This is a genomic window from Acinetobacter sp. AM, assembly GCF_003105055.1.
GTDB classification, from domain to species: Bacteria; Pseudomonadota; Gammaproteobacteria; order Pseudomonadales; family Moraxellaceae; genus Acinetobacter; species Acinetobacter tibetensis.
Genome location: NZ_QETG01000020.1, coordinates 1 through 25588 on the forward strand (window position 1 = coordinate 1; position 25588 = coordinate 25588).

Here is a 25588-nt window from a genome sequence, read left to right on the forward strand (position 1 = left end):
TAATCCACCCAATCGCAATGGACCCAGGTCTACGTTTTGCGATCCGTGAAGGTGGTCGTACAGTTGGTGCTGGTGTTGTTGCGAAAGTAACTGCATAATCACTTATTGTGTGAAAAAAGCGCTCCTTTGGGGCGCTTTTTTTATGCCTATAAAATGTATAAATTCCAGGCTTTTCTATTCTGCATGAGATATTTTTTGCGTGTACCCATACAACCGATAGATCAATAGGTTTCTATTGAGATAAAAATAGAATCATAAAATTGTTAGACAATTCACCTGTAAAACTGTCCTTAACTGATACTTCCTTGACCTTATCTGCCCTTATCGCTTGTGGTGAAAACCGTAATATTAGAATTAAGAAAAAACAAACATAAAGATAGTTAGACCTTATGGGTCTGTAGGAGTCTCAGGATGAATGCTAAAGTAAATATTTCAAATCGTGCGGGTGCAAGTTTTCCTGTTCGTCGCATGGATTTTGAATTTGGTGAAGTGGCACGTTATTGGGCAGGCGGTGATGCGGGACTTACGCATTTTATGACGGCATTATCTGCCTTATTTCCTGAAGGTGAGCAGTTTTTTGTGGATAGTACTCGTGCGGTACGCAAAAATCCAAAACTCAGTGATCCTGATTTACAAAAGGAAATCAGTGCTTTTATTGGCCAAGAGGCTATGCATTCTAAAGAGCATTTGGCTTTTAATTCTTCTGCCCAAGCATATGGCTATGATGTTAGAACGATGGAAAATCAGACAGCAAAAGTCATTAAAACAGGCACAAAAGTCGTTGCTCAATTACTAAAGCCATTTGGTTTTAGCAAGGAAATGATTGATTTAACAGGAACGTGTGCGTTAGAGCATTTTACCGCAGTCATTGCTGCTGAATTATTACAAAATGAAGATGTTCAGGCCATTTTTAACAATAAAACCATGTATCAGTTATGGATGTGGCATGCAATTGAAGAAAATGAACATAAAGCAGTTGTGTTTGATGTTTATACAGCAATGTATGGGCGTGGTCTGAAAGCATATGCAATGCGTGCAACAGCAATGATTCTTGCTATGACACTCATTTTTATAACACAATCTTATTTTACCGCTCAATTAATGAAAACTGACGGAAAATTGACATTGAAAGACAGTAAGCGCATGTTGAAATTTATGTATGGCGGTAAAGGTTTTATCACTCGCCAAATTCCTGAGCTATTAGATTTCTTCCGCCCTAATTTTCATCCAAATGATAGCAATACAGATCAGTTATTGGCAGACTGGAAACTAAAATTGGGATTCTGATTCGAGTACTTATATTGAAAAGGGCAAACAAAATTGCCCTTTTTTTGTATTTGTGTTGTGAGTTGATGTTTTATAATATAAGCGACTGAATTAAAAAGTTGTTTCTACACATGATACGTTCAATGCATCCCTCTGATCTCGCGGCAGTGACCGCAATTGAACAACTGGTTCAAACCCATCCTTGGAAGGAACAACAATTTAAAGAATCGATAGATTCTTATCACAGTACCGTGATTGAACAGCAAGGGCAGGTGGTTGGTTTTTGTATCTTACAACCTGTTTTGGACGAAGCAAATTTATTATTGATGGCGATTCATCCTAATCAGCAGGGCAAGGGTTTGGGTTATCGGCTCTTAGATGAATCAATTGCTTTACTGAAGAATCAACCCGTACAAATTTTCTTGGAAGTGCGGGAAAGCAATCAAGCTGCAATAGCTCTGTATGAGAAGTCAGGTTTTCATCAGATTGATTTGCGTAAAAATTATTATCCAAGCCCAAATGGTGGGCGTGAGCATGCCATTATTATGGTTAAAGCTTGTACGGACGATTTTTCTCAGTTATTCAAATCATGATTTAAATACTTATGCGATGGGGTGAATCGACTCCATCAACATATCAAGCTTATTTAATGATTGAATTGTTCCAACCAGAGGGGAGTGTGGTCATTAATGAGTTTCCCAAAAGTTGAATCTCTTCTGCACTGAGTGAACGATTAATACGACGCCATTGCCCATCGAGCAATAATTCTAGAGGCGTGTATTGAGACTTATAATTCATTTTATTGGAATGTGGCACCCAGTAACCTAAATAGACATAGTCCAATTGCTGTTGTTGTGCATATTCAATTTGTTTCATGATGGCAAAAGCCCCTAATGAGCGGCGATTTTCATCGGGGTCAAAAAAGGTATATACCGCAGACAGACCATCATCAAGTTGGTCACAGGTCGAAACGCAGAGCAACTGCTCATCTTTCCACAGTTCCAGAAAAAAACTTTCAGTGCAGGTATGAATCAGAAATTTTTCAAACTGGTCGTAGCTGGGGGGAAACATATCACCGTCGGCATGGCGTTCACGAATGTAGCGTTCATATAAAGCATAATGTACATCACCCGCATCTTTCGGTTGAGTAATTTTGACTGTCAGATCCAGATTGCGTTTCCATGCTTTTTTTTGCTTGCTGTTCATTTGAAACTCTTGGACAGGAACGCGACAAGACAAGCATTGACGACATAAATGGCATTCGGGACGGTAAACAAAGTCTCCACTACGACGAAAACCAACGCGTGAAAGTTCAGACAAGGTCACGACATCAATCCGATGTGCAGGATCTAGAAAAACCATGCGGGCAGATTTCTTTTCAAGATAACTGCATTCATGTGGTGGCGTAATATAGTACTGTAAATCATTTAACAGGGACTTCGGGTGATATGAATTCATAAAGATCCCTCTATTGTTTTCATTCGATTAATTGCGAAGATAACGCTATTCTTTTACTTGAAAATACACCCTCTTGATACTTTTTCCAATCGAGAGAGGGTTGTTTTATAATATCTTGTAACGAATTTAAATACACTTGTCGAGAAATTGTACAAGCGCCAAGGCTAAGCAAATGATCATTCACCAATTGACAGTCAATCCAAGCCAGTTGGTTTTCTTGTCCAAGTAACATTAAGGTATAGAATGCCATTTTAGACACGTCAGTACGGATGCTGAACATCGATTCGCCAAAGCAGCCTTTGCCGATGCTCACACCATACAGCCCACCGACAAGCTGATCCTGTTCCCACACTTCCACACTATAGGCATAACCTGCTGAAAACATACCTAAATAACCTTGAATGATATCTTCGGAAATCCACGTGTCATTTGCATAACTGCGAGGCAGGGCACAGGAGCGAATGACTGATTCAAAAGCATGATTAATGGTGATTTTATAGTCATGCTTTTTCATATTGCGCAGCAGGGATTTACTCGGATGATATTGCTCAGGTCGAATAATGCAGCGTGGCTCGGGACACCACCAGCAAATAGGTTCACCTTCAGAAAACCATGGGAAAAGACCGTGGGTATAGGCTTCAAAGAGGGTAGAAGGGGAGAGATCTGCGCCAATGCAAATCAGTCCATGTCCTTCTGGATCTGAATCAATCGGATCGGGAAATAAGTATTCGGACGGTGCTAAAGTATGCTGCATGATTGAGTTCTGGGAGTTGTTCTTTACGTTATCATACATAAAAAAACCGCCCTTTTCGGACGGTTTTAATAGATGCAAAAGCTTATGAACCTAGCGCATCTAAATATTTTTCAGCATCAAGTGCAGCCATACAGCCCGAACCCGCTGAAGTGATTGCTTGACGGTAAATGCTATCAGCAACGTCACCTGCTGCGAATACACCTGCAACCGATGTTGCAGTCGCATTGCCAGAGGTACCACTTTGCACTTGAATGTAGCCATCACGTAGGTTGAGTTGACCTTCAAACATGCCTGTATTTGGTTTGTGACCAATCGCCACGAATAAACCTTGGACATCAATATCTTGTGTGCTTGCATCTACAGTTGATTTTAAGCGTACCGAAGTTACACCTGTGTTATCACCTAAGACTTCATCAATTTGGTTGTTCCAAAGAATGCTAATTTTGCCTTCTTTTTCTTTTTCAAATAAATGGTCCTGTAGGATTTTTTCTGAACGTAAGCTGTCACGACGATGCACAAGCGTCACGTGTGAAGCAATGTTAGACAGGTAGAGTGCTTCTTCGACCGCAGTGTTACCACCACCGACCACCATGACTTTCTGGTTTTTATAGAAGAAACCGTCACAGGTTGCACAAGCACTGACCCCTTGACCCATGAATTTTGCTTCAGACTCTAAGCCTAAATACTGTGCAGTTGCACCCGTTGAGATAATCAGTGCATCACAAGTGAACTCTTCCATATCGCCTTTAAGAACAAATGGGCGAACACTCAGGTCAACTTCATTGATGTGGTCATAGACGATTTCTGTGCCAAAACGTTCTGCATGGGCTTGCATACGTTCCATTAAAGCAGGACCCGTTAAACCTTCTGGGTCACCCGGCCAGTTATCCACTTCCGTTGTCGTGGTTAATTGACCACCCAATTGTAAGCCAGCAATCAGCATTGGTTTTAAATTGGCACGTGCAGCATAAACTGCAGCGCTGTAACCTGCAGGACCCGAACCTAAAATAATTAATCGTGAGTGACGAGCGCTCATTCGCGACATCCTTTTTTTCTTTCAAAATTTATGAAATTATACGTGAAAGTGTATAACAGTTGTGTGTGTTCAATGTGGGTAATATTGATCATGCAAATCGGTTTGAGCTATATAGAATAAAGTTAACAACAAGCCCTCATAATCTTGCATCTTTTTTACGTGAACAGGTGCATAATATCAGGTTTTATTAAGAAACAAATTCAGGTTGTTTTCCAAAAAAACATGAATGAAAAAATGCTTACAGGACAGAGTATGACTGCGGTGTCAGGTGCTTATGCACAGCGCTTAATGATGACATTATTTTTAGTCTCATTTGGGATTTATCTGTTCCTTGCAACAGTCACTTATACACCTTTTGATCCAGGTTGGATGCATATCTCCAGTGATACCCAACAGGTTTCCAATGCAAGTGGTGTCGCTGGAGCATGGATTTCAGATTTATTGTTTGGATTTTTAGGTTGGGCAAGTCTGCTCATCCCACTCTTCTTATTTATTGAAGCGATTCAGGTGTGGTGGCCGCGCAGTTTTCTGAACCGACCATTTCGTTATGCTGCCCAATTTTTTATTTTGTTGGCGACAGCAACCTTATTATTTTTATTTTGGGAAGTGCCTGCAGATACTTTAGCCAATGCCTCTGGTGGCATTATTGGTTATGAGTTGGGGCAAAGCCTGAGCCAACTTCTGACTATTTATGGCGCTGTGCTGTTCTTAATTGTGTTTTGGCTGGTGTTATTTACTTTGGCCTTTGGGGTAAAGTGGAACAAAACATGGGATACCTTGCGAGCTACGCCTGCGTATTTACAAGATTTATTTTATAAAAATGTACCAGAGAGTGAATCTGATTTTGACCGTACCACACCTCAAGTCAAAAAACAGGTGATTGCAGTCGCGCCAAGTAAAGTCTCAAATCAAACCGAATTAGAGGATACCAATCTATCTAAAACCCCTGTGGAACAACCATTTATTGCAGGTGTGGCGGCTGAGCGTTTGTTTGATGATATGGTACAGAAAGAGTCTCAATTGAATCAACCGAATGAGTTCGATTTAGACGACGATGAAGAGTTTGAAAAAACCATCGCCAAAGCGCATCAACTTGAACAAGACAGCCAGCGCACTATTGCCACAGGTGAAGTTTGGCGTGCCTTAAATACCAATAATGATCAACTACATAAACAAGATATTGAGGCATTATTAAAAGCCGCTGAAGATGAAACAGTTATTCCTAAGCATGATTTCAATTCTGTCGTAGAGCGTCAATATCCTGTTGATGTTCAACTTGAACCTTCTCCAAAACCAGTCAAAAATAATCTTGATTGGGATGATGATGAGATTTTTGATGAGCTACTTGCTGCGGTACCTAGTGGTAAGGTGGCTTCGGATGTACATAGCCCATTCCAACGTAGCGAAGTTCAAGCTATTCAGCCTACAACAATACCTGATCTCGCTGTAGTAGATGCTTCAATTTTGAGTATGCCTGCTGTAGCAGGGGTTGCAGAAGAGGCTGTTAAGGCACGCTTATTGAACGATGAATTAGATCGTTTTCTGGATGATTTTGATGCAAAAGAACAACATGCAGAGTCCACTGTGGTCGAGCAGCGTACAGCATCTTCTTATGCACAATCATCAGCCTTTGTGCAAACGCCAATACAGCACACTGCTGTAGAGGTGTCAGAGCGTTTTACTGAACAGAGCAAAGCTGAGTTGTCTAAAGAGGCCTTCATTGAAGCTTGGCAAGAAACTGCAGGTAAACCTCAAGAGGAAGATGAGTTTGATTTTGATGCACCATTGACGGATGCTTCAGGACGACCCATGTCTCGTGCTATGCAGGTCGCACAAAAACGTCGTGATTTGTCTACGCTACCTGGATTGGATTTGCTTGATCGTGTCGATCCGAATAAAAAAGTCAACTTCACTGCTGAACAATTGGAACGTCTTTCAGAATTACTCGAAATTAAATTACAAGAGTTCAATGTTAAAGCCAAAGTAATGGAAGCTCAACCTGGGCCAGTCGTGACGCGGTTTGAATTGGATTTAGCACCTGGGGTTAAAGCCTCTAAAGTCACCAATATTTCGAAGGACTTGGCACGTTCGATGTCGATGGCTTCGGTGCGTGTAGTAGAAGTAATTCCGGGTAAACCTTACATTGGAATTGAAGTTCCAAATAGTGCACGTGAAATGGTGCGTCTTATCGAATTATTGGAAACTCCGACTTATCGCGATCCTGCGGGTTTACTTTCAATGGCCATGGGTAAAGACATTTCGGGCAATCCTGTGATTACCGATTTAGGCAAGGCGCCACATATGTTGGTTGCAGGTACCACAGGTTCAGGTAAGTCTGTTGCTGTGAACTCGATGATCTTATCGATGCTGTTGAAATATACACCCGATCAATTGCGCCTGATTATGATTGACCCTAAACAATTAGAACTGGCCAACTACAATGATATTCCACATTTACTCACCCCTGTCGTAACAGACATGAAAGATGCTGTCAGTGCATTGAATTGGTGTGTGAATGAAATGGAGCGGCGTTACAAGCTCATGTCATTCCTTAAAATTCGTAAACTGGCGGACTATAACCGTAAGGTTGAAGAAGCATTGGCGAATGGGGAAGACTTAATTGATCCAACATGGAAAGCCAGTGACTCTGTTGTGGGTGAGCGTGCACCACGCTTAGCGCCGTTACCTTCGATTGTCATTGTGGCAGATGAATTTGCCGATATGATTATGCAGGTGGGTAAAAAAGCTGAGGAAATGATTACACGTTTGGCACAAAAATCGCGTGCTGCTGGTATTCATTTGCTGTTAGCGACCCAACGCCCATCCGTAGATGTCATTACAGGTTTGATTAAAGCGAATATTCCTACGCGCGTTGCATTGCGTGTAAACAGCAAAATTGACTCTCGAACCATTTTGGATGCAGGTGGCGCGGAAGACATGTTGGGTCATGGCGATATGCTGTTTTTAGGGCCTGGTAAAATTGAACCTGAACGTGTGCATGGTGCCTTTATTTCCGATGATGAAGTCAACCGAATTTGTGATGCATGGCGAGAACGCGGTGATCCAGATTATATCGATGAAATTTTGACTCCGTATGACGAAGAGCCGACTTCACGTGGTTTTGAAGATGGTGATGGAGGTTCAGACCGTGATGCTCTGTATGATCAATGTGTGGCCTTTGTTTTAGAAACGCGTAAAGCTTCGACGTCATCTTTACAACGCAAGTTCAGTTTGGGCTATAACCGTGCGGCACGTATTATCGACCAGATGGAAGAAAATGGGATTGTGAGTGCGATGGGCGCGAACGGTAAGCGGGATATTCTCGTCTAGTTTTTATCTGTTAAAAGCCTGCCTGAGCGCAGGCTTTTTTATGTGGTTCAATTTAATAATAGAACATGGTTTGTGCCAAATCGATAAAGGCTCGCGTTGCAGGGCTGATCAGTTTTTGATTGCGGACTGCGAGTCCAATTTCACGTTGTGTATTCGGCAGCAAAGGGCGTTTCACCACATTCGGATGTAGTGCGAGCAGTTCTGGCGTCATGGCCATATCCGCCACAATCGAAATGCCTTCATGCTGATTAACCATATTCAGAATCGTTAATAATTGCGACAGTTGATACTGAATCTTGGGCTGTATATCATATTGTTTGAGGAGTTTTTCAATATGCGTCTGGCTGCCCGCCTTGGTCAAAATAAAAGGGTAGTGCTTCAGTTGGGTAATATCCACCTGACTCATTTGTGCAATCGGGTAAGAATTGGGAATAAGTGCGATAAAAATATCTTTAATCAATGGAAAAGTATCCAATTGATGATTGGGTAAAACGGCAAATCCGACATCAACCTGTTGGTTTAAAATCCATTGCGTGACTTCATCATCCGTTCCCTCTTCCACAAAAACTTCAATTTGAGGGTATTCGGTCCTAAAGGCTTGCAGTAGTTCAGGCAGAAGATGAATCGATGCGGATGCCCCAAATGAACCGATTCTTAAAGTACCTTGTTGCAGTCCATGTGTTGCGGCAACTTGCTGTTGCATGACTTGTGCTGTATTTAAAATTTCTTGCGCATGGATACGAAGCTGTTGTCCTATCTCGGTCAGCACCACCTTATTTTGTTCACGGCTAAACAGTTGTACACGCCAAAAATGCTCCAGACTTTTAATGGCATGCGAAACCGCAGATTGAGAAATCCCGAGTTGCTTGGCTGCGTTGCTAAAACTTTGATGTTTAGCAACCAGTAAAAAGATTTCAAGTTGGCTAAAGGTCATTTGAGGGTATGAGTAAATACTCATTTTATTATGAGGGCGAATAAGGATTATATTCTGTTTCCAAAATGAGTCAAAGCTGACTGATGTGCAGTAATTGGAAGAAATGAATGAACATGATCATGGCACTCTTTCCGTTGGTTTTTCTGATAGGAATGGGATATGTGTTTAAGCGGACAGGTTTTTTGCAGGAGGCGTTTTGGGCAAACTCTGAAAAATTAAATTATTTCATTCTTTTCCCAGCTTTATTGTTTAGCAATCTTTCTAGCGTAAAGCTAGATTTAGGTTCTATGCTCATGCTTTATGTTGTACTGATCATGGTCATTATGTTGATCAGTGTGTTGTTATGGGCACTGAAGTTTTATGTCCACATTCCCGTGCATCGTTTTGGGGTTTATATTCAAAGCCAGATTCGATTCAATACCTATATTGGGCTTTCCTTGATGAGCTTAATGTTCGGCACAACAGGTATGCAATTATTCTCTATGATCATTGCTGTGGCAATTCCGTTGGTCAATATTGTTTCAGTTTGCTCATTTACCCAAAGTGCACAGGGGCAGTTGCGTTTTACGCTGATGTCGATTGTGAAGAATCCGCTCATTGCCGCTTGCTTATTGGGTATCGTATTTAATTGCTCTGGCTTGTTGATGCCAGAGGGCATATCGCAATTATTGAAGTTATTAGCGAGTAGCAGTCTGCCATTAGGTCTGATTTCAGTCGGAGCGGCATTACAGTTTAGTCAGCTCAAGCCCGATTTCGGGCGTGTCATGTTAAATAGTGTATCGCGGTTAGTTGGGGCACCTATACTGACTTATTTTGTGGCACAAGGATTTGACTTAGCACCCTTACATATTGCGGTCTTGGTGGTTTTCTTTGCTTTACCCACAGCGTCGGCATCTTATATTTTAACGCGCTATTTTCAAGGGGACAGTCAACTCATGGCGGCCATTATTAGCTTACAAACCCTTTTATTCGCATTGAGCTTTCCATTGCTGATGCAGCTATTGTTCTAATTTTTTTAGGTTGAAGATCATAAAAAAGCCTACACAAGGTAGGCTTTAAGGCTTAAGCAAATTTTGCCAAGACTTCTAAGAATCCATCACATTGACGTGGGTATTCAGCAATCACATCATGAATCCGTTGACCTTGCGGATTGGTTGCATTGACATTGCGACCATCTGCGAAAAATTGAGTTAACAAACGTTGGTAGTCCGTTGGGCGCATATGTTTGAATGCGTGGTAAAGAACATGAAAGTCAGCATTAACTCCTGCAGGAGGAAGCTGATTTAAATAGGCAAAAACGCGCTCATCCGACCATTCTTCATTAAACGTTGCTGGCTGAGATAATGCCATCGCAAACTCCTTGGTATATTCTTTTCAAACTAAAAAGGCAAAATAGCTGACACTATTTTGCCTTGAATCCATTTGCTTGACTAATCAGATTTCAGATTATCGCTCTTCAGGCAAATTGATATTCATCTCCAACATTTCAATATTCGCTTCTGAGCGAACAGACATTTGGATATGTTCTTCATCGACCCCACGAACATAGCGGTTGACCACTTGCATGATCTCTTTTTTCATTTGGTCAATTTTATCTTGGCTTAAGCGTTTACCTAAGCCTTGTTCAGAAGCAACAATGACTTTCAAACGGTCTTTTGCCATTTGTGCACTTGAAGGTTTTTCGTCATTACTAAATAATTTACTCCAGAAGCCTGCCATATTTACGCTCCAAATAATCGTGCTAACCAGCCTTTAGGTTTGACTGTGATGTGACGGTAAGGACGTTCTTCACCAAGGAAACGTGCAACCAAGTCTTCATAAGCTTGTCCAGCTTCTGCATCTTGGAACAAAATGACAGGTTTACCTTCGTTAGATGCTTGTAAAACGCTTTTACATTCAGGCACAACACCCAGTGTAGGTACACGTAAAATGTCTTTCGAAATGTCATCAATGGTGAGCATTTCTTGCTTGTCTGCACGTTCAGGGTTAAAGCGAGTAATACACAAATGTTTGCGTATACGTCCTTCATTTTGTTCTACTTTTTTAGTTTTACTGTCCAACATACCGATAATGCGGTCAGAGTCACGGACTGAAGAAATTTCAGGGTTGGTCACAATAATCGCTTCATCTGCATGGTACATGGCTAGAATTGCACCACGCTCAATCCCCGCAGGAGAATCACAAATAATGTAATCGAATTCTTGAGATAATTCGTCCATTACACGTGCAACACCTTCATCGGTTAACGCATCTTTATCGCGCGTTTGTGATGCCGGTAAAATGTATAAGTTCTCAATATCTTTATCACGAATAAGTGCTTGTTGTAATCGTGCTTCGTTATTTAAAACATTCACAAAATCATACACAACACGACGTTCGCAGCCCATAATGAGGTCAAGGTTACGTAAACCTACGTCAAAATCGATAACAACAGTTTTGTGACCACGAAGGGCTAAACCTGTTGCAAAAGATGCACTGGTCGTAGTTTTTCCTACGCCACCTTTGCCTGATGTTACGACAACAATTTTCGCCACCGAATCCACTCCTGTTATGGTAAATCCCCCCTTTAATTAGCGGGGTTTTGGTGTTTATTTATACATTAAAATTCCAAAGCTTTGAATTCGAGCTCTTGGTTTTCATTTAAATAAATGTGTACGGACTTCTTTACGACATGGGGTGGAATATCATCGGCAACACAATATGTCCCTGCAATTGAAACCAATTCGGCTTCAAGTGAGTGACAGAAAATGCGAGCAGCACTGTTTCCACCAGCACCTGCGATAACTCTACCACGAGCACTGCCATAAATATGTATATTTCCTGAAGCAATTACTTCTGAACCGCTATTTATACCTGCATTGACGATAATATCGCCATGATCTTGGATTAAACATTGGCCTGTTCGTAAGATTTCATCGTGATACGAGGTAATATGTCCAATATTACGTGGAAATGGAGATGCCTTTTGTGTATTTTCGATTGCTGCTTCTGGTGCTTGCACAGCCGTTTCAACCACTTGTTCTTGAGTGGCTTTAATACGTTGTAACGATTTACTGTCGGCAGGAAGTACTGGAAATTGAATCGCACGTGCTTCATCCCCCAGTAAACCTTCAATCACCGCCATGGGTTGTAAATCTAAATCGAGCAGCAGTTGAATTAGGGCAATCAGCTCTTGTTCAACAGTACTGTCTAAAATCACCAGAGCACCATGCGTTGTGCTGTCTTGAAGTAATTGGGTCAGTTGTTGACGAATGGCATTATGGTCATTTGTGTCGAAGGTTAATCTACTAAAGTTAACCATTCTACCGGTGATCCGAATATCAGCCATATTTTATCCTTAAGACTTCGAAGCTATTGGTTTTATGCCGAAGCGATGTTGTAAATAGAGCAAATCCTAGAACAAATTCTTTGAATTCTCTAGCCAAGTTTGTAACTTTTTTATCTTAATGCTTATTCTTTAGCTTGATCGAGCTCTTCAAGGTCTTCTAACCATTGTTTTACTTTCACTTGCTTGCGAATAGCGTCCAAACTTTCATATACAGCAGACTCAACCAATTGTTCTAATGCCTGATTATCAATATTTAATTCGCTGACTTTTTCAGCAATCAGTTTATAGGTATGGTTGGGCTGTTCGGGGCTGCCAGATATCAGCGGATCCAATATTCCATAGGTAATATTTTCTCCGAGACGTTGCCCAATGCTCTGAATTTGATGTTCAATTCGCCCACCGACAATCGGGATTAAGCGTAATAGTTGAGTGAGTTCAGGGGTATCTTCAATGGCTTGATTCACAATGGCGCCAATATTTTGAGCAATCAACGTTTGGCGTTGCTGTAATTCCGTTGCCAGTGACTCTTGTAACAGCTCTGCTAAAACTTGAGCAAATAGGGTGCGATGATGATCGACCAAATCATGAATGATTTTTTTATGGGTTGAACTGGTATTCAGTTCATGTCTTACCCCATCCAATACCGTAATAACCACTCGGTCAGACAGTTCTTCCATAATCACACGGTAATAAAATTTTGCTCTTTTTTGAATGGATTCAGGAATAACGTTATAACCCAATTCATGTAGATGAAAAATAATAATCCCCGCACGAAATAATCGTAGGAAACGCAGATGTGGAATAATTGCCAGTACTTCATACCAATGGATAAACGGAAAGAAAAACCAGCGGCGATGATGGCGATAAATGATAGCAATCACCCAACGCACCACAAGCTCAGTAATTAAGAACAAAATAAACCAAGCTTCGGTGGTAATGACCCACGGATGTAGATGAGTACGATAAAAATTGAGCACTTCATCTAAATGAATCGAATTTAGGAACCAGCCACCAATATTGCTCATTAAGAAAAAATTGGCAGCTAAGCAGAACAAGTTAAAAATGATCAGGAATACCATGAAGGTGTCATAGATCAGATAGAGTTTGAATGACCAGCTCTGTGGATCGACACGATGATACTTTGATTTGGGTACTGACTTGTTCTGCTTCATAGGATTACACCGGACTCATTTCAGCAGTTGTTAAATATTGCGCTTTCATTTGACTAATTAACTGATCTTTTTCAGTCCAGAGATGATCGACCCATGCTTGGAAGCGCGCACGATATTCATCATCATCTTCATAGTTTCCGCCTAGAACCCAGTCAGGAATTTCGATTTTGCGTAAATTCACAGCAATACGACCCACTTCACCTAGCCAGAATTCGCCATAACCTGGTGCACCATCTGGATAAACAATCGTCATATCCACAAACGCATCAATTTGATCACCTAAAATATTCAAGGCCAATGCAAGTCCGCCTGCTTTGGGTTTAAGGAGATTTTGGTAAGGTGAGTTTTGTTGCTGATGTTTTTCAGGAGTGAATCGTGTTCCTTCCAAATAATTCAGTAAGGTAAAAGGTTGGCTTAACAATTGTTCACAGGCTTTACGCGCTTCTTCCATGTCTCGGGTTTTAAGCTCAGGATTTTTCTCAATTTCTTGTTTAGTATGTCGCTTCATCATCGGGAAGCCCAAAATTTTGAAGGCTTGTCCAACAAAGGGAATAAAAATGAGTTCCCACTTGGTGAAAAACCGCGTTAATGGCATACGCGTGAGTCCAAAATATTGATTCACTGTCGTGTCGACCCAACTTTGGTGATTACAGGTCATTAAATAACGACCTTGCATACTCAAATCGAGATTTCTATCGACCGTAATGTCCCATTTTAGATGGGGTAGGACATGATCAATGAGCCAGTTATTGACGCCTAACCAGCTATTGGTAATTTGAATATTGGTTTTATCGACTTTCTGCGATTGTTTAACTAATTTAGTTAAACCGAGTGCGAGTACTGGTGGTCCATGAAAAAAAGTGCTGCCTGTCATGACAGAGCCAACAGTGAGTCCACGTGTGATTTTTTTTAATATGGGTTGTTTGTTTGCTTGAGATGACATATAAAAAATAATCCTGAGTAAAATCATCCATTATCGTTATTGAATATAGTTGCAAATTCTGAAAATAAAACAAGCGTTGTATTGGGTAAATTATCTCTCATGATTTAATAAACATGTAGGGAATGTGATGAATGTACATTCAGAGTTGGAATTGATTATTACAAAATGTAACCATACAAGCGATTATTTACAAAAAATCAATGGTCTAAGCCATGTTTTTAGGACACCATTTCAAACATAAACAAAACACACAAAATGGAGGCATGTCATGCGTGCACTATTAATTTCATCAGCAGTAGCAGGGGCGTTAGTTCTTTCAGGTTGTCAATCTACTGGCAATGGTATGGAATATGACAAAGCGGCAATCGGTGCAGGTCTAGGTGCATTATTGGGTGCAGGTCTTGCTTATTCAAATGCAGACAAAGATAAAATGGGCCAAGCAGCAGCGATTGGTGCTGTAGTGGGCGGTGGTGCTGGTCTGTTATTAGACAAAAAAGAAAAACGTCTTCGTGAAGAACTTGCGGGTACTGGTGTTGATGTAGACCGTAACCAAGATGGTTCGATTAACTTGGTTATGCCAAGTGTTACCTTTGCAACCAATTCTTCTACCATTCAACCGCGTTTCCAAACAGCATTGAATGATGTTGCGCGTGTATTACGTGAAGATGGTACAGCGAACAAACTTGCACTTGTAATTCATGGTCATACTGACAACACTGGTACAGATGCGATTAATAATCCATTATCTCAAAACCGTGCGAACTCTGTGTTGAACTATTTATCCTCTCAAGGGATTGCAAGCTCACGTATGACTGCACGTGGTTACGGTTCTTCTTCACCAATCGCGAGCAATGATACTGCTGCGGGTCGTGAACAAAACCGTCGTGTAGAAATTACAGTGTATGAAACAAAATAATTAATATTTTGTTTGCTTAGAAATCATTGAGTTTCGAAAAAGCCACCTAAAGGTGGCTTTTTTTATGAACAGATAATCGTCATTTTAGGTTAGGCATCTGGGGGTTTGATGTCTATAATCTAGTTCGGATTAAAAAGAGGAAACACTATGTCGCTGGCAAGTCAGTTAAACGACAAGCAACTTGAAGCCATGAAATATACTCAAGGACCCTTGTTAGTACTTGCAGGGGCTGGTTCGGGTAAAACTTCAGTCATTACCCGTAAAATTGCTTATTTGGTCAAACACTGCGGGATTCCTGCTTATCGCATTACCGCGATGACCTTTACTAACAAAGCCGCACGTGAAATGAAAGAACGTGTGACAAAGTTGTTGTCGCGTGAAGAAGCAAAAGGGCTCTCGGTTTCGACCTTTCATACCTTCGGTCTAAACATGTTGCGTTTAGAGCTGAAACACACACCATTAAAAAATAATTTTTCTATTTTAGATGCAGATGACTGTAAGCGTATTTTGATGGACTTGATGCACCGTGACAATTTATCTGGTGCTGAAAGTAAAGAGCTGATTGCCAAAGCCATGAAGATGATTTCAGACTGGAAAAATGATTTGATTCCACCTGAACAGGCACACATTACCTGTGAAACCGCTGAAGATGTTCAGTTTGCGCACTTGTATCAACTGTATGAGCGTAATTTACGGGCGTATAATGCAGTGGATTTTGATGATCTGATTGTAATGCCAACACGCTTGTTGCAAGAAAATCAAGAAGTAAGAGATCGTTGGCAAAATCGCATTCGCTATTTGTTAGTCGATGAATATCAAGATACCAATACAGCACAGTATATTTTGGTGAAACTCTTGGTCGGTGTGATGGGGCAGTTTACGGCTGTGGGCGATGATGACCAATCGATCTACGCATGGCGTGGGGCGAAGCCAGAAAATATGGCTTTGCTAAATGAAGATTTTCGCAATTTAAAAGTGATTAAACTGGAGCAGAACTATCGTTCGACCAGTCGTATTTTAAAAGCGGCGAATACTGTAATTGGTAACAATCCGCATATTTTTGATAAAAAGCTTTGGTCAGATAAAGGCCATGGTGAAGTCATTCGTGTGATTACCTGCCGTAATGATGATGATGAAGCAGAACGGGTCGTTAAAGATCTGATCACGCATAAGTTGATGAATGGGAAAAATTGGAAAGATTATGCCATTTTATATCGGGGTAACTTCCAAGCACGTATTTTAGAGACACAACTGCGTCAAATGCAGATTCCCTATAAGTTATCTGGTGGTCAGTCCTTCTTCGCCCGTGCAGAAATCAAAGATATCATGAGTTATCTACGTCTAATTATTAATCCTGAAGATGACAGTGCTTTTTTACGTATTATTAATACGCCAAAACGCGCCATTGGACCTGTTACTTTAGAAAAGCTCGGTTTATTTGCACAAGAAAATCATTTGTCTTTATTGACGGCAGCGGGCGACCAACGCTTGACCATGGTTATTCCGAAAAAGGCCACCACGCAATTGGCTGAATTTGCCGAATTTATTGCCAATTTTACGCGCGAATTGCTGGAAGATGATGAGCCTGTACCGATTATTCGACAAATGATGTTTGAAGCAGGCTATATCGACTATATCAAAGAGTCGGCTGCTACACCTGCACAGGAAAAAACCAAGCTCGACAATATTGAAGTGCTGTATACCAGTATTCAAAGTTTGATTAATCGTGCAGAAGATGTCGATGAGCGCAACATTGAAAGTGTAATTCGCAAAATGGTGTTGCTGGATATGTTAGAGCAACAACAGGAAGAAGAAGACACCGATAAGGTCAATTTGTTGACTTTGCATGCTTCGAAAGGCTTGGAATTTCCATTCGTGTATTTGATTGGTTTGGAAGAAGAACTACTGCCTCATAAAAACTCGATTGCGGCTGAAACGGTTGAAGAAGAACGCCGTTTGATGTACGTAGGAATTACTCGAGCACGTCAAGGTTTAACCATTACCTTGGCAGAGCAACGTAAAGCGGGTGGGCAAATGCGTCAAATGACTCCAAGCCGCTTTTTAGATGAATTGCCACAAGATGAATTGGAGTGGTTGGGACGCAAGAAAAAGCTCGCGGGTAATGTCGATCCGAAGCAGCAAGCACAACACTACCTCGAAAATTTACGCGCTTTAATTAAGCGTTGATTGCGATATTAATTTTGAAACAGTAGGAAACAATATGAAGGTTCAAGTTAAAGTTCTAGATGCACGTTTAGGACAAGAATGGCCAATGCCAACTTATGCAACGCAAGGTTCTGCTGGTTTAGATTTGCGTGCATGTGTGACTGAACCCACTGTCATTGAGCCGGGTCAAACGGTACTGGTTAAAACAGGTTTAGCTATTTATATCGAAGATACAGGCTTTGCAGGTCTGATCCTACCGCGTTCAGGTTTAGGACATAAACACGGTATCGTTTTAGGTAATTTGGTGGGTTTAATCGACTCAGACTACCAAGGTGAGTTGATGGTTTCGGTATGGAACCGTGGTCAAAACGCGTTTACCTTGGAACCTGGTGAACGTTTAGCACAGTATGTACTTGTTCCAGTGGTGCAAGCAGAATTTGAACAAGTAGATGAATTTGTGGCGACTGAGCGTGGTGCGGGTGGCTTTGGGCATACAGGTAAAAACTGATGTTGATATGAAAGAGCCTTCGGGCTCTTTCATTCTGAAATATAAAAGATTTTATTTAATTTCAATTTATAAGTTGTCCACAACACTTAAATAGTATTAACAGTTCAATTCTATTCAGATATAAACTAGAAATATTTTAAAACATTTACGTTGTATGAATAAGACGAATTTTTAAAGTGTTCGTTGGATTCAGAAGTTACAAATATATGAATATTCAACAACCTATATTTCCATGGCAAGTCTTTCGTGCCTATGATATCCGTGGAAAAGTAACCTTATTAACACCCGAATTGGTTGAAGCGATAGCTCATGGTCTGGCCTGCCAGTACCAACAAGCCGCTCAAACCACTGTGGTGATTGGCTATGATGCTCGACTGAGTAGCCCAGCTTACGCCCAAATAATACAAAAAATATTTGAGAAGAAAGGGTTTCATGTCGTGAATGTGGGTTGTTGCTCTAGCCCAATGTTGTATTACTCTGCGCGCCAATTTGCAGGCAATGGTATTATGGTGACTGCAAGTCATAATCCGAAAAGTGACAATGGCATCAAGTGGATTATGCAAGGCGAACCGCCGTGCCCTGAAATGATCCAACAAGTGGGTTATGTCGCGAGCTTACAGTTTTCCCCTCAACGTAAAGTCCCTTTAACCCATGTTCAGCATCAGTTTGATGTGAGCTATTGTTTGAAGTATCAGCAAGCGATCTTAGAAGATATTCAACTGAAACGTCCTTTCCATGTGGTGATTGATGGTTTACATGGTTCGGCAGGGCGCTGTGCCGTTTTGGTTTTACAAAAGTTAGGTTGTCAGGTGACGGCACTGCGTTGTGAATCTAATGGAGATTTTCCTGATCATGCCCCTGATCCATCGCAAGCCAGTCATTTAATTGCTTTGACCGAAACAGTTCGACAGCAACACGCAGATATTGGCATTGCGCTAGATGGGGACGGTGACCGACTGGTATTGGTCGATGAGCATGGCAGTATTATTGGTGCGGATCGTTTATTGTCTTTATTTGCCGAAATGTGTCTTGCTACGCATCCTCAGCATGAAGTGGTATTTGATGTGAAATGCTCGACCATGGTACGCAATACCGTGTGTGAATTGGGTGGGCAAGCCAAAATGATTCGTACAGGCAGTAGCTTCTTAAAGACATATCTCATGCAATCGCGTGGAAAGGCGGTGTTTGGTGGGGAATACGCTGGACATTATGTGTTTAATGATGGTCGTGGTTTTGGTTATGATGATGGCTTATATGCGGCATTACGTGTACTTGAATTTTTAAGTCAAGATCCAGATTTCACGCTTTCACAAGCACTAGCCAAATATCCTGAGCGTTGTAGTACCGAAGATACCTATATCAGTACTTATAGTACTGATCCTAAAACATTATTGGCCGATATCGAAGTCCAGAGCCATCACATCGCTGCTCAATTGAGTAAAATTGATGGTGTACGGCTTGATTTTGAAGATGGTTTTGGCATTATTCGAGCATCCAATACTGGCGAATATTTTACTGTTCGTTTTGATGCGGATAATCCTGCTCGTTTAAATGATATTCGGCAATCATTTGTTTCCATGTTAAGTGATCGATATCCTAAAATCGCGCACGACATTTTAAATGCTCATTGAGGAGAGAGGCGAATGCCACATCAGCAGACTGGCATCGACAAAGCACAAATTTTGACTGAAGCTTTGCCGTATATTCAACGTTTTTCGGGTAAAACGCTGGTCGTAAAATATGGCGGCAATGCAATGACCGATCCAGAGCTAGAAAGCTCATTTGCACGTGATATTGTGTTGTTAAAAACCGTCGGTTTAAACCCAATTGTGGTGCATGGTGGTGGCCCTCAAGTGGACTCTTTCCTAAAACAATTGGGTCGTGAGTCTGACCGTATTGATGGTATGCGTGTAACTGACCCTGCCACCATGGAAGTGGTAGAAATGGTGTTGGGCGGCAGTGTGAATAAATCCATTGTGAACCTAATTAACCAACATGGCGGTCGTGCCATTGGTTTAACAGGTAAAGATGGCAATTTAATTCGCGCACGTAAATTGTTGATGCAGAAAAACCAAGAAGATGGTTCGGTAAAAGAAATCGATTTAGGTTTGGTGGGTGAAGTCGTTGGTGTGAAAACTGATGTACTGGAAATGTTTACCCAAAGCGATTTTATTCCCGTCATTGCCCCATTGGGTGTCGATGATCAAGGCAATACCTACAATATCAATGCTGACCTTGTAGCAGGCAAAGTGGCTGAAGCACTGGGTGCGGAAAAGCTGATTTTACTCACCAATATCACAGGGGTATTGGATGAAAATAAAAACTTACTCACGGGCTTAACCACGCAGGAAGTCGACCGTCTGATTGAAACAGGCGTGATTTATGGCGGCATGATTCCAAAAGTGGGTTGCGCCTTAGATGCTGTTAAAGGTGGTGTAGTGAGTGCACATATTGTGGATGGTCGTGTTCCACATGCAACCTTGTTGGAAATCTTTACCGATCATGGTGTGGGTACATTAATTACCAATCGTGCCAAACACTAATCCATTCGGTTTATCTTGTGTTTAAAGCCAGTCCTTAAGGGCTGGTTTTTTATTGTAGAGATTATTTAACAGTCGTCATTTTTTGGTCATTGTATTGTCATCTGCATTGCCTAGTGTATGAAAAAAGCCAGAAGAGCGCATAACAATGTTTGAAAAGTTGAATCTATATCGTCAAAACTTTACTTTTCCATTACAAAAAAAAGCTGAAAAACAAACGCATCAATACCGCTTTGAATGGGTGGAAGATTTAAAACAATTACATGAAGTCCAGAAATTCCGAGCAGCACAATTTTCCCAACAATTCGGAATTACATTCGATCAAAACATCGATCAGGACTTGTATGATTTTGGCTGTGAACATGCAGTACTGCGTGATAAATACAGCAATGAAATTGTGGCCTATACACGCTTAAAACTCTTGCAAGGACAAGATTTGGCACAGAGCTATAGCGCGCAAGAATTTAAAATTATTGATGAACTGGGGCATTTATCTAATATTGTAGAAATTGGACGAACTTGTGTACATCATCGCTATCGTTCTAGTCGTGCCTTATCCATTTTATGGCTCAATCTCGTTCCTAAAGTACTTTGGGAGATGCGGGCGAAATATTTGATTGGTTGTGTCAGTATTCGCCTACAAGGCAATCAGGCACGTGCTTACTACACGCATCAATATTTAAAACAACTCAGTCCTACACAGACCTGTGCGATTCAACCCCAAATGGCGTATGAGCCGACACATCCTGAATACAGTTTTGCGCAAGATGAAAAAATTCCAAAATTGTTTGATGTGTATTTAAAAATGCACGCCAAACTATCACAGCAAGCATTTTATGATCGTGAATTTAATTGTCTGGATTATTTTGTTTTACTCGAAGTGAATAAAATGGCGAAGAGTTTTGTCATGAAAAAGCCGATTCAGCGTTAAGCATTAAAATTACTGAACCTAGCATAGATTAAGATTTACAAGCCTTACCGTCGTCATGCACAATAAACCCATAATCTATTAAAGTGTTTATAGTTGCTTATGTGTCAGTTGCTCGGAATGAATTGTGCGACCCCAACGGATATTACCTTCTCTTTCCGTGGTTTTTCACAGCGTGCGGGCATTACTTCAGATCATTGTGATGGCTTCGGTATTGCTTTTTTTGAAGACAAAGCTTGTCGTTTATTTGTGGATAATCAGTCTGCGGTTGAATCTCCAATTGCGGAATTGGTACGAAATTATCCGATTAAATCACGCAATGTGATTGCGCATATTCGTAAAGCGACTCAAGGCAAAATTAACTTAGAAAACTCACATCCGTTCATGCGTGAGCTATGGGGGCGTCAATGGATTTTTGCCCATAATGGTGACTTACTTGATTTTGATCCGCCATTAACTGGACATTTCACCCCAATTGGTAATACGGACAGTGAACGTGCATTTTGTTTTCTATTGGATCAATTGGTCGCTAAATTTGGTTATGTCGAGCCATCTTTAACCCAAGTGTTTGAGTTACTGTTAGAAATTGCGCCAAAAATTGCAGAACACGGGACTTTTAACTTCTGCTTATCCAATGGTCAGGCATTATTTAGTTATGCCATTACCAAATTGCATTGGTTGGTACGTGAATATCCATTTAAACCTGCACAGTTGATTGATCTCGATGTCGAAGTCGATTTTAGTCAAGTGACCACTCCTGAAGATCGCGTTGCCGTCATTACGACTGAACCGTTGACGCAGAATGAAGTTTGGCAGGCATTTCAACCTGGCGAAATGATTTTATTCCAATACGGACAACCCATTCAGCGTGCATTTACTCAGGTCGAGCGCTTAGTTCGTGAGCAAGCCAATCCGACGTTAAAACGAATTACTCGCGCTGATCAATATTGAGAGTGGCGCGAGAATTGCAAAATGATGCAACTTGATTGTTAAAATTAACATTTTCATAATTAAAGAAAAAATAAAATTTTGGTTAAAAAATATCTTATTCTTTTAGTCGGGTATAAACAAATTAATATATACATATCATTGTCTTAGCCTATAATTTTCGCTAAAAACCTGAATCCAGACTGATTTACTTGTTTTTTATTTAAATTTAATACCGTTACTATCCTTTTCAAGTAACGAATGATGAATTTTAAATGGGGGCGTATCAAGATGAAATGGGTTCCAGAATATAATACTGGTATCGATGTGATTGATGATCAGCATAAGCGAATCCTTGATTATATTAATGAAATTAATGATATTGCTCTTCACACAGAGCGTGACCGCATTAAACAGATTCTCGATAATATTATTGATTACACCCAATCGCATTTTACTTTTGAAGAATCTCTACAAGAAGAAGCGGGTTATAAATACCGTGTGCCGCATAAACGTGTGCATGATTTATTTATTAAAAAAATTGAATCGTATCGTGACCGTTTTGAAATGGGGCACTCGATTGAAGCTGAATTACATGAAGTCTTAGCGAAATGGTTGATTAACCATATCCAACACGATGATGCGGATTATGTTGGCGCTGTTAAAGAGAACATGATGGGAATTATTAAAGAAAAAGAAAAGAAAAAGGGCAAGAATTGGTTTGCTCGCTTCTTCTCTTAAGTACAGTAAGGTCTAGAATTCAGCAAGGACATGCTGTGCAAAAGAATTAAAAAGTTAAAAAAGAAATAAAAGTATTGGCGCAGCAAGCCATCGAATGCGGTGGTTTGCTTTTCTTTTTGATTTTCACGCATGAGAAAGGCAAAATAGCGATAGATTTTTATTAGGAATGCATCATGCAGGACAATGCTATGTCACGATGGTTATCGCCGCTGATGGCTTTTTGTTTGTCATTCATCATTATTGCCACTGTGGCACCAATAGTGGGAATACAAACAGAGCGTCAACTCGATTTCTGGTTGCTTTGGTTAGGCACTATGTTGGTTTTGGCTTTGCCAATTTGCTATTTAGAAATTGCTTTAGCAAAACGTTCGAAAACTACAGCATTAAATGCACTGTCTAATTTAACACGTGATGCGGATGCATCTCCAAGATGGCGTTTAGTTGGCTGGATGGCGGTGGTGTTTATACCATTTCTAGCCGGTGCGATGTTATTTAGTGTCAGTCAATACAGCGCACAATGGGTGGCTCAAGGCGTTGCCCCACAATATCTGTTTGTGGGATCCGCTGTTGCAGCAGTTATTTTATCTTTAGCACCACGCATGATTTTGGCATTAATCACCGCTGTCGGTGTCATTGCAGCGCTGATTTTTTCACAAGTCAGTGGAACAGCTTTTCCTGCTTGGCAAATGACTGCACTTGAGTTTAGCGAGTGGGGCAGTGCGACTGTATTGGCATTGGTGGCGAGTGGTTTAGGCTTAGGACTGTATTGGCAGACCAGCTTAGTTCAAGCTAAACAAGATACTGCCGCAAGCAAAACTGTATTGCCGATTTGGGTTGCACAGTTGCTTGCCGTGTTGGCATTCGCCTATTTTGCTTTGATTGCACAATTACCTGTAATTGCTTTATTGGTTGCAACGGTTGCAGGGGCGGCATTACTGCTACAACTGGCACGTGAACAACTGGCACAACGTCAGATGATAGTAGCTGTGCAATGGGCGATCATTGTAGCTACAGTTTTGGTGTGGGCAATTCCAGAAATCACGCCAGTTTTTCATATTGTATTGGTACTCTGGGGTTTAGTGATTTGCTTAATTTATGCCATTTTTGCGGGCTGGATTATGAAAATCAGCCATTTGCGTAAAGCCATGAATTTTAGTAATGAGCTGTTTTACAATATTTGGCGTATTGCGGTGCGTATTGTGCTGCCACTGTCTATCATTCTTGCAATTGTGTCGGTATTAGGGCAATTGATCTGATGACGGAGCAAGCCAAAGTTTGGGTGGCTTATGCGACCTCGGAACAACAGTTTCATCTGGAAGTTCCCTTTCAATCAGGTATGACTGCATTAGATGCAATTGAGCAAAGTGGAATTCGAGAGCAAATTGAACTACCTGAAATTTTGCAGTTGGGGATTTTTGGTGTACGTTTGCAAGAAGCTACACAATTGCTGCAAGCGGGTGATCGGGTTGAAATTTATCGGGCGTTGACCATCAATCCAAAGGATATTCGACGTAACCGTGCAGCCAATAACCCTGTGGGACGCTATGCCAAAGGCAATCGCTTTAAAAAATTGAAATGATATGAAAAACCCCTCAATGAGGGGTTTCTTTTTATTTTAAAGCGTCTATAGTGGGGGCGCAGTTAAAATCGCTTCTTTCGATCCAGGTAAACCAGGTTGTGATTCTGGAATCGTTTCTAGACCCTCAATTTTGTTCACAATACCGTTTTGATCGAAGTAAATTTTCAAATGCTGACCATGCGCTGCTGGAATCTTGGCTTTTTTAGCATAAGTTCCTGGGATATAATTGTAGACGTAGTCCCATCGTAATGGATTCAATGGATCTGTAATCGTTGGACTACCGAGTAAGAAACGCACTTGTTGGTGACTCATGCCGACTTGGATTTTTGAGGCTTGGGCTTGTGTTAATGGTGTTCCTTGAGGAATATCTACTTTATAAACGCCCAAGGTCGAACAGCCCGCGAGCAGTGAAGTGACGAATAACGTCAACATGATTTTTTGCATTTTGCTACACTATCCCAAATTAATTTTGATGCATTTGATCCACGGATAGATCATACTGCATCTTAACTTTGTTGCATATTCCAACTTTAAATTTGTTGAGAGAGACCTTTTTACATGCCTATTTCAAACCAAGACTTACGCAAAGCTGGACTTAAAGTTACACTTCCACGAATTAAAATATTAGAATTATTAGAAAATTCAAAACAACATCATTTAAGCGCGGAAGATATCTATAAGACTTTACTCGAACAGGGTGAAGATGTCGGTTTAGCAACTGTTTATCGCGTGTTAACGCAATTCGAAGCTGCTGGTATTATTCAGCGTCACCATTTTGAAAATAATCATTCTGTTTTTGAAATTATGCAAGATGATCACCACGATCACCTTGTATGCCAAAATTGTAATAAAGTTGTTGAATTTACTAACGAAGTTATTGAACATGAACAACATACAGTGGCAGAAAAACATAACTTTACTTTAACAGGTCATTCATTAAATCTGTATGGCTACTGTGATGAGCAAGAATGTCAGGATGCATTACGTAAAAAGTAATGTAACTTAATCACTTGATGAACATAAAAAAAGGCTTCTAAATGAAGCCTTTTTTATTGTTTGATG

26 protein-coding genes and 1 pseudogene are annotated in these 25588 nt (G+C 40.8%); 16 read left to right on the top strand and 11 right to left on the bottom strand.

From position 1 onward, the window contains the following. From DCO44_RS11455 to rimI, 3 genes and pseudogenes are all read left to right on the top strand, one after another. Window positions 1-98: pseudogene (locus tag DCO44_RS11455) on the top strand (elongation factor Tu); the annotation flags it as partial. Window positions 99-411: 313 nt separating this feature from the next. Beyond that, window positions 412-1287 carry a metal-dependent hydrolase gene (locus DCO44_RS11460; protein WP_116762005.1) on the top strand — a complete coding sequence of 292 codons (876 nt, stop codon included), beginning with the start codon at window positions 412-414 and terminating at the stop codon, window positions 1285-1287. Between the two features lie 110 nt (window positions 1288-1397). Next, on the top strand, window positions 1398-1859 hold the full coding sequence (gene rimI / locus DCO44_RS11465; RefSeq protein ID WP_116762006.1) for a ribosomal protein S18-alanine N-acetyltransferase: 462 nt from the start codon (window positions 1398-1400) through the stop codon (window positions 1857-1859). 49 nt (window positions 1860-1908) lie between these two features. On the opposite strand, the gene DCO44_RS11470 is transcribed toward rimI, so the two are convergent. The 3 genes from DCO44_RS11470 to trxB form a co-directional block, all read right to left on the bottom strand. Then, complete coding sequence (locus tag DCO44_RS11470; RefSeq protein ID WP_116762008.1) at window positions 1909-2724, bottom strand: arginyltransferase; 816 nt, start codon at window positions 2722-2724, stop codon at window positions 1909-1911. 19 nt (window positions 2725-2743) lie between these two features. Then, window positions 2744-3478, bottom strand: a complete 735-nt coding sequence (gene aat / locus DCO44_RS11475; RefSeq protein WP_116762010.1) for a leucyl/phenylalanyl-tRNA--protein transferase — start codon at window positions 3476-3478, stop codon at window positions 2744-2746. Window positions 3479-3560: 82 nt separating this feature from the next. Beyond that, entirely contained in the window at window positions 3561-4514 is a 954-nt protein-coding gene (gene trxB, locus DCO44_RS11480; RefSeq protein ID WP_116762012.1) for a thioredoxin-disulfide reductase, read from the bottom strand. A gap of 252 nt (window positions 4515-4766) precedes the next feature. Between trxB and DCO44_RS11485 the strand changes: the two genes are divergently transcribed. Beyond that, window positions 4767-7844, top strand: a complete 3078-nt coding sequence (locus tag DCO44_RS11485) for a DNA translocase FtsK (protein ID WP_116762107.1) — start codon at window positions 4767-4769, stop codon at window positions 7842-7844. A 52-nt stretch (window positions 7845-7896) separates the two neighbouring features. On the opposite strand, the gene DCO44_RS11490 is transcribed toward DCO44_RS11485, so the two are convergent. Beyond that, on the bottom strand, window positions 7897-8778 hold the full coding sequence (locus DCO44_RS11490) for a LysR family transcriptional regulator (RefSeq protein WP_116762014.1): 882 nt from the start codon (window positions 8776-8778) through the stop codon (window positions 7897-7899). A 119-nt stretch (window positions 8779-8897) separates the two neighbouring features. Here DCO44_RS11490 and DCO44_RS11495 point away from each other — a divergent pair, with 119 nt between their 5' ends. Then, window positions 8898-9788, top strand: coding sequence for an AEC family transporter (locus DCO44_RS11495; RefSeq protein ID WP_228157551.1), 891 nt, complete (start codon window positions 8898-8900; stop codon window positions 9786-9788). A gap of 52 nt (window positions 9789-9840) precedes the next feature. On the opposite strand, the gene DCO44_RS11500 is transcribed toward DCO44_RS11495, so the two are convergent. The 6 genes from DCO44_RS11500 to DCO44_RS11525 all read right to left on the bottom strand — a co-directional run bounded on the left by DCO44_RS11500 (window position 9841) and on the right by DCO44_RS11525 (window position 14221). Next, a complete protein-coding gene (locus DCO44_RS11500) occupies window positions 9841-10128 on the bottom strand; it encodes a PA4642 family protein (protein WP_116762018.1) in 288 nt (95 codons plus the stop codon). A gap of 96 nt (window positions 10129-10224) precedes the next feature. Next, on the bottom strand, window positions 10225-10497 hold the full coding sequence (minE, locus tag DCO44_RS11505) for a cell division topological specificity factor MinE (protein ID WP_116762020.1): 273 nt from the start codon (window positions 10495-10497) through the stop codon (window positions 10225-10227). A 2-nt stretch (window positions 10498-10499) separates the two neighbouring features. Beyond that, window positions 10500-11312 (bottom strand): septum site-determining protein MinD, encoded by an 813-nt coding sequence (minD, locus tag DCO44_RS11510; protein WP_016167269.1) that lies wholly within the window; start codon window positions 11310-11312, stop codon window positions 10500-10502. A 65-nt stretch (window positions 11313-11377) separates the two neighbouring features. Beyond that, window positions 11378-12106, bottom strand: a complete 729-nt coding sequence (gene minC, locus DCO44_RS11515; RefSeq protein ID WP_116762022.1) for a septum site-determining protein MinC — start codon at window positions 12104-12106, stop codon at window positions 11378-11380. A gap of 122 nt (window positions 12107-12228) precedes the next feature. Continuing rightward, window positions 12229-13278, bottom strand: coding sequence for a preprotein translocase subunit SecA (locus tag DCO44_RS11520; protein ID WP_116762024.1), 1050 nt, complete (start codon window positions 13276-13278; stop codon window positions 12229-12231). A 4-nt stretch (window positions 13279-13282) separates the two neighbouring features. After that, the gene (locus tag DCO44_RS11525; protein ID WP_116762026.1) at window positions 13283-14221 is read right to left on the bottom strand and encodes an acyltransferase; all 939 of its coding nucleotides are present in this window, start codon (window positions 14219-14221) and stop codon (window positions 13283-13285) included. A gap of 268 nt (window positions 14222-14489) precedes the next feature. Between DCO44_RS11525 and DCO44_RS11530 the strand changes: the two genes are divergently transcribed. From DCO44_RS11530 to DCO44_RS11575, 10 genes are all read left to right on the top strand, one after another. Continuing rightward, window positions 14490-15137, top strand: a complete 648-nt coding sequence (locus DCO44_RS11530; protein ID WP_116762028.1) for an OmpA family protein — start codon at window positions 14490-14492, stop codon at window positions 15135-15137. Between the two features lie 147 nt (window positions 15138-15284). Next, the gene (locus tag DCO44_RS11535; RefSeq protein ID WP_116762030.1) at window positions 15285-17324 is read left to right on the top strand and encodes a UvrD-helicase domain-containing protein; all 2040 of its coding nucleotides are present in this window, start codon (window positions 15285-15287) and stop codon (window positions 17322-17324) included. Window positions 17325-17358: 34 nt separating this feature from the next. After that, complete coding sequence (gene dut, locus DCO44_RS11540) at window positions 17359-17811, top strand: dUTP diphosphatase (protein ID WP_116762032.1); 453 nt, start codon at window positions 17359-17361, stop codon at window positions 17809-17811. A gap of 206 nt (window positions 17812-18017) precedes the next feature. Next, entirely contained in the window at window positions 18018-19442 is a 1425-nt protein-coding gene (locus DCO44_RS11545; protein ID WP_116762034.1) for a phosphomannomutase/phosphoglucomutase, read from the top strand. A gap of 12 nt (window positions 19443-19454) precedes the next feature. Further along, complete coding sequence (argB, locus tag DCO44_RS11550) at window positions 19455-20354, top strand: acetylglutamate kinase (protein ID WP_116762036.1); 900 nt, start codon at window positions 19455-19457, stop codon at window positions 20352-20354. 145 nt (window positions 20355-20499) lie between these two features. After that, entirely contained in the window at window positions 20500-21282 is a 783-nt protein-coding gene (locus tag DCO44_RS11555) for a GNAT family N-acetyltransferase (RefSeq protein ID WP_116762038.1), read from the top strand. A gap of 99 nt (window positions 21283-21381) precedes the next feature. Then, window positions 21382-22230 carry a class II glutamine amidotransferase gene (locus DCO44_RS11560; RefSeq protein WP_116762040.1) on the top strand — a complete coding sequence of 283 codons (849 nt, stop codon included), beginning with the start codon at window positions 21382-21384 and terminating at the stop codon, window positions 22228-22230. Window positions 22231-22491: 261 nt separating this feature from the next. Next, window positions 22492-22947 (top strand): bacteriohemerythrin, encoded by a 456-nt coding sequence (locus DCO44_RS11565; RefSeq protein ID WP_116762109.1) that lies wholly within the window; start codon window positions 22492-22494, stop codon window positions 22945-22947. A 173-nt stretch (window positions 22948-23120) separates the two neighbouring features. Then, window positions 23121-24203, top strand: a complete 1083-nt coding sequence (locus tag DCO44_RS11570) for a hypothetical protein (protein WP_116762042.1) — start codon at window positions 23121-23123, stop codon at window positions 24201-24203. Next, entirely contained in the window at window positions 24203-24526 is a 324-nt protein-coding gene (locus tag DCO44_RS11575; RefSeq protein ID WP_116762044.1) for an RnfH family protein, read from the top strand. The genes DCO44_RS11570 and DCO44_RS11575 overlap by 1 nt, the downstream gene beginning before the upstream one ends. A 45-nt stretch (window positions 24527-24571) precedes the next feature. On the opposite strand, the gene DCO44_RS11580 is transcribed toward DCO44_RS11575, so the two are convergent. Beyond that, on the bottom strand, window positions 24572-24970 hold the full coding sequence (locus tag DCO44_RS11580) for an outer membrane protein assembly factor BamE (protein ID WP_116762046.1): 399 nt from the start codon (window positions 24968-24970) through the stop codon (window positions 24572-24574). Window positions 24971-25084: 114 nt separating this feature from the next. Here DCO44_RS11580 and fur point away from each other — a divergent pair, with 114 nt between their 5' ends. Next, window positions 25085-25522: a ferric iron uptake transcriptional regulator gene (gene fur / locus DCO44_RS11585; RefSeq protein ID WP_116762048.1), complete on the top strand. Its 438-nt coding sequence runs from the start codon at window positions 25085-25087 to the stop codon at window positions 25520-25522. The last annotated feature ends 66 nt before the right edge of the window (window positions 25523-25588 follow it).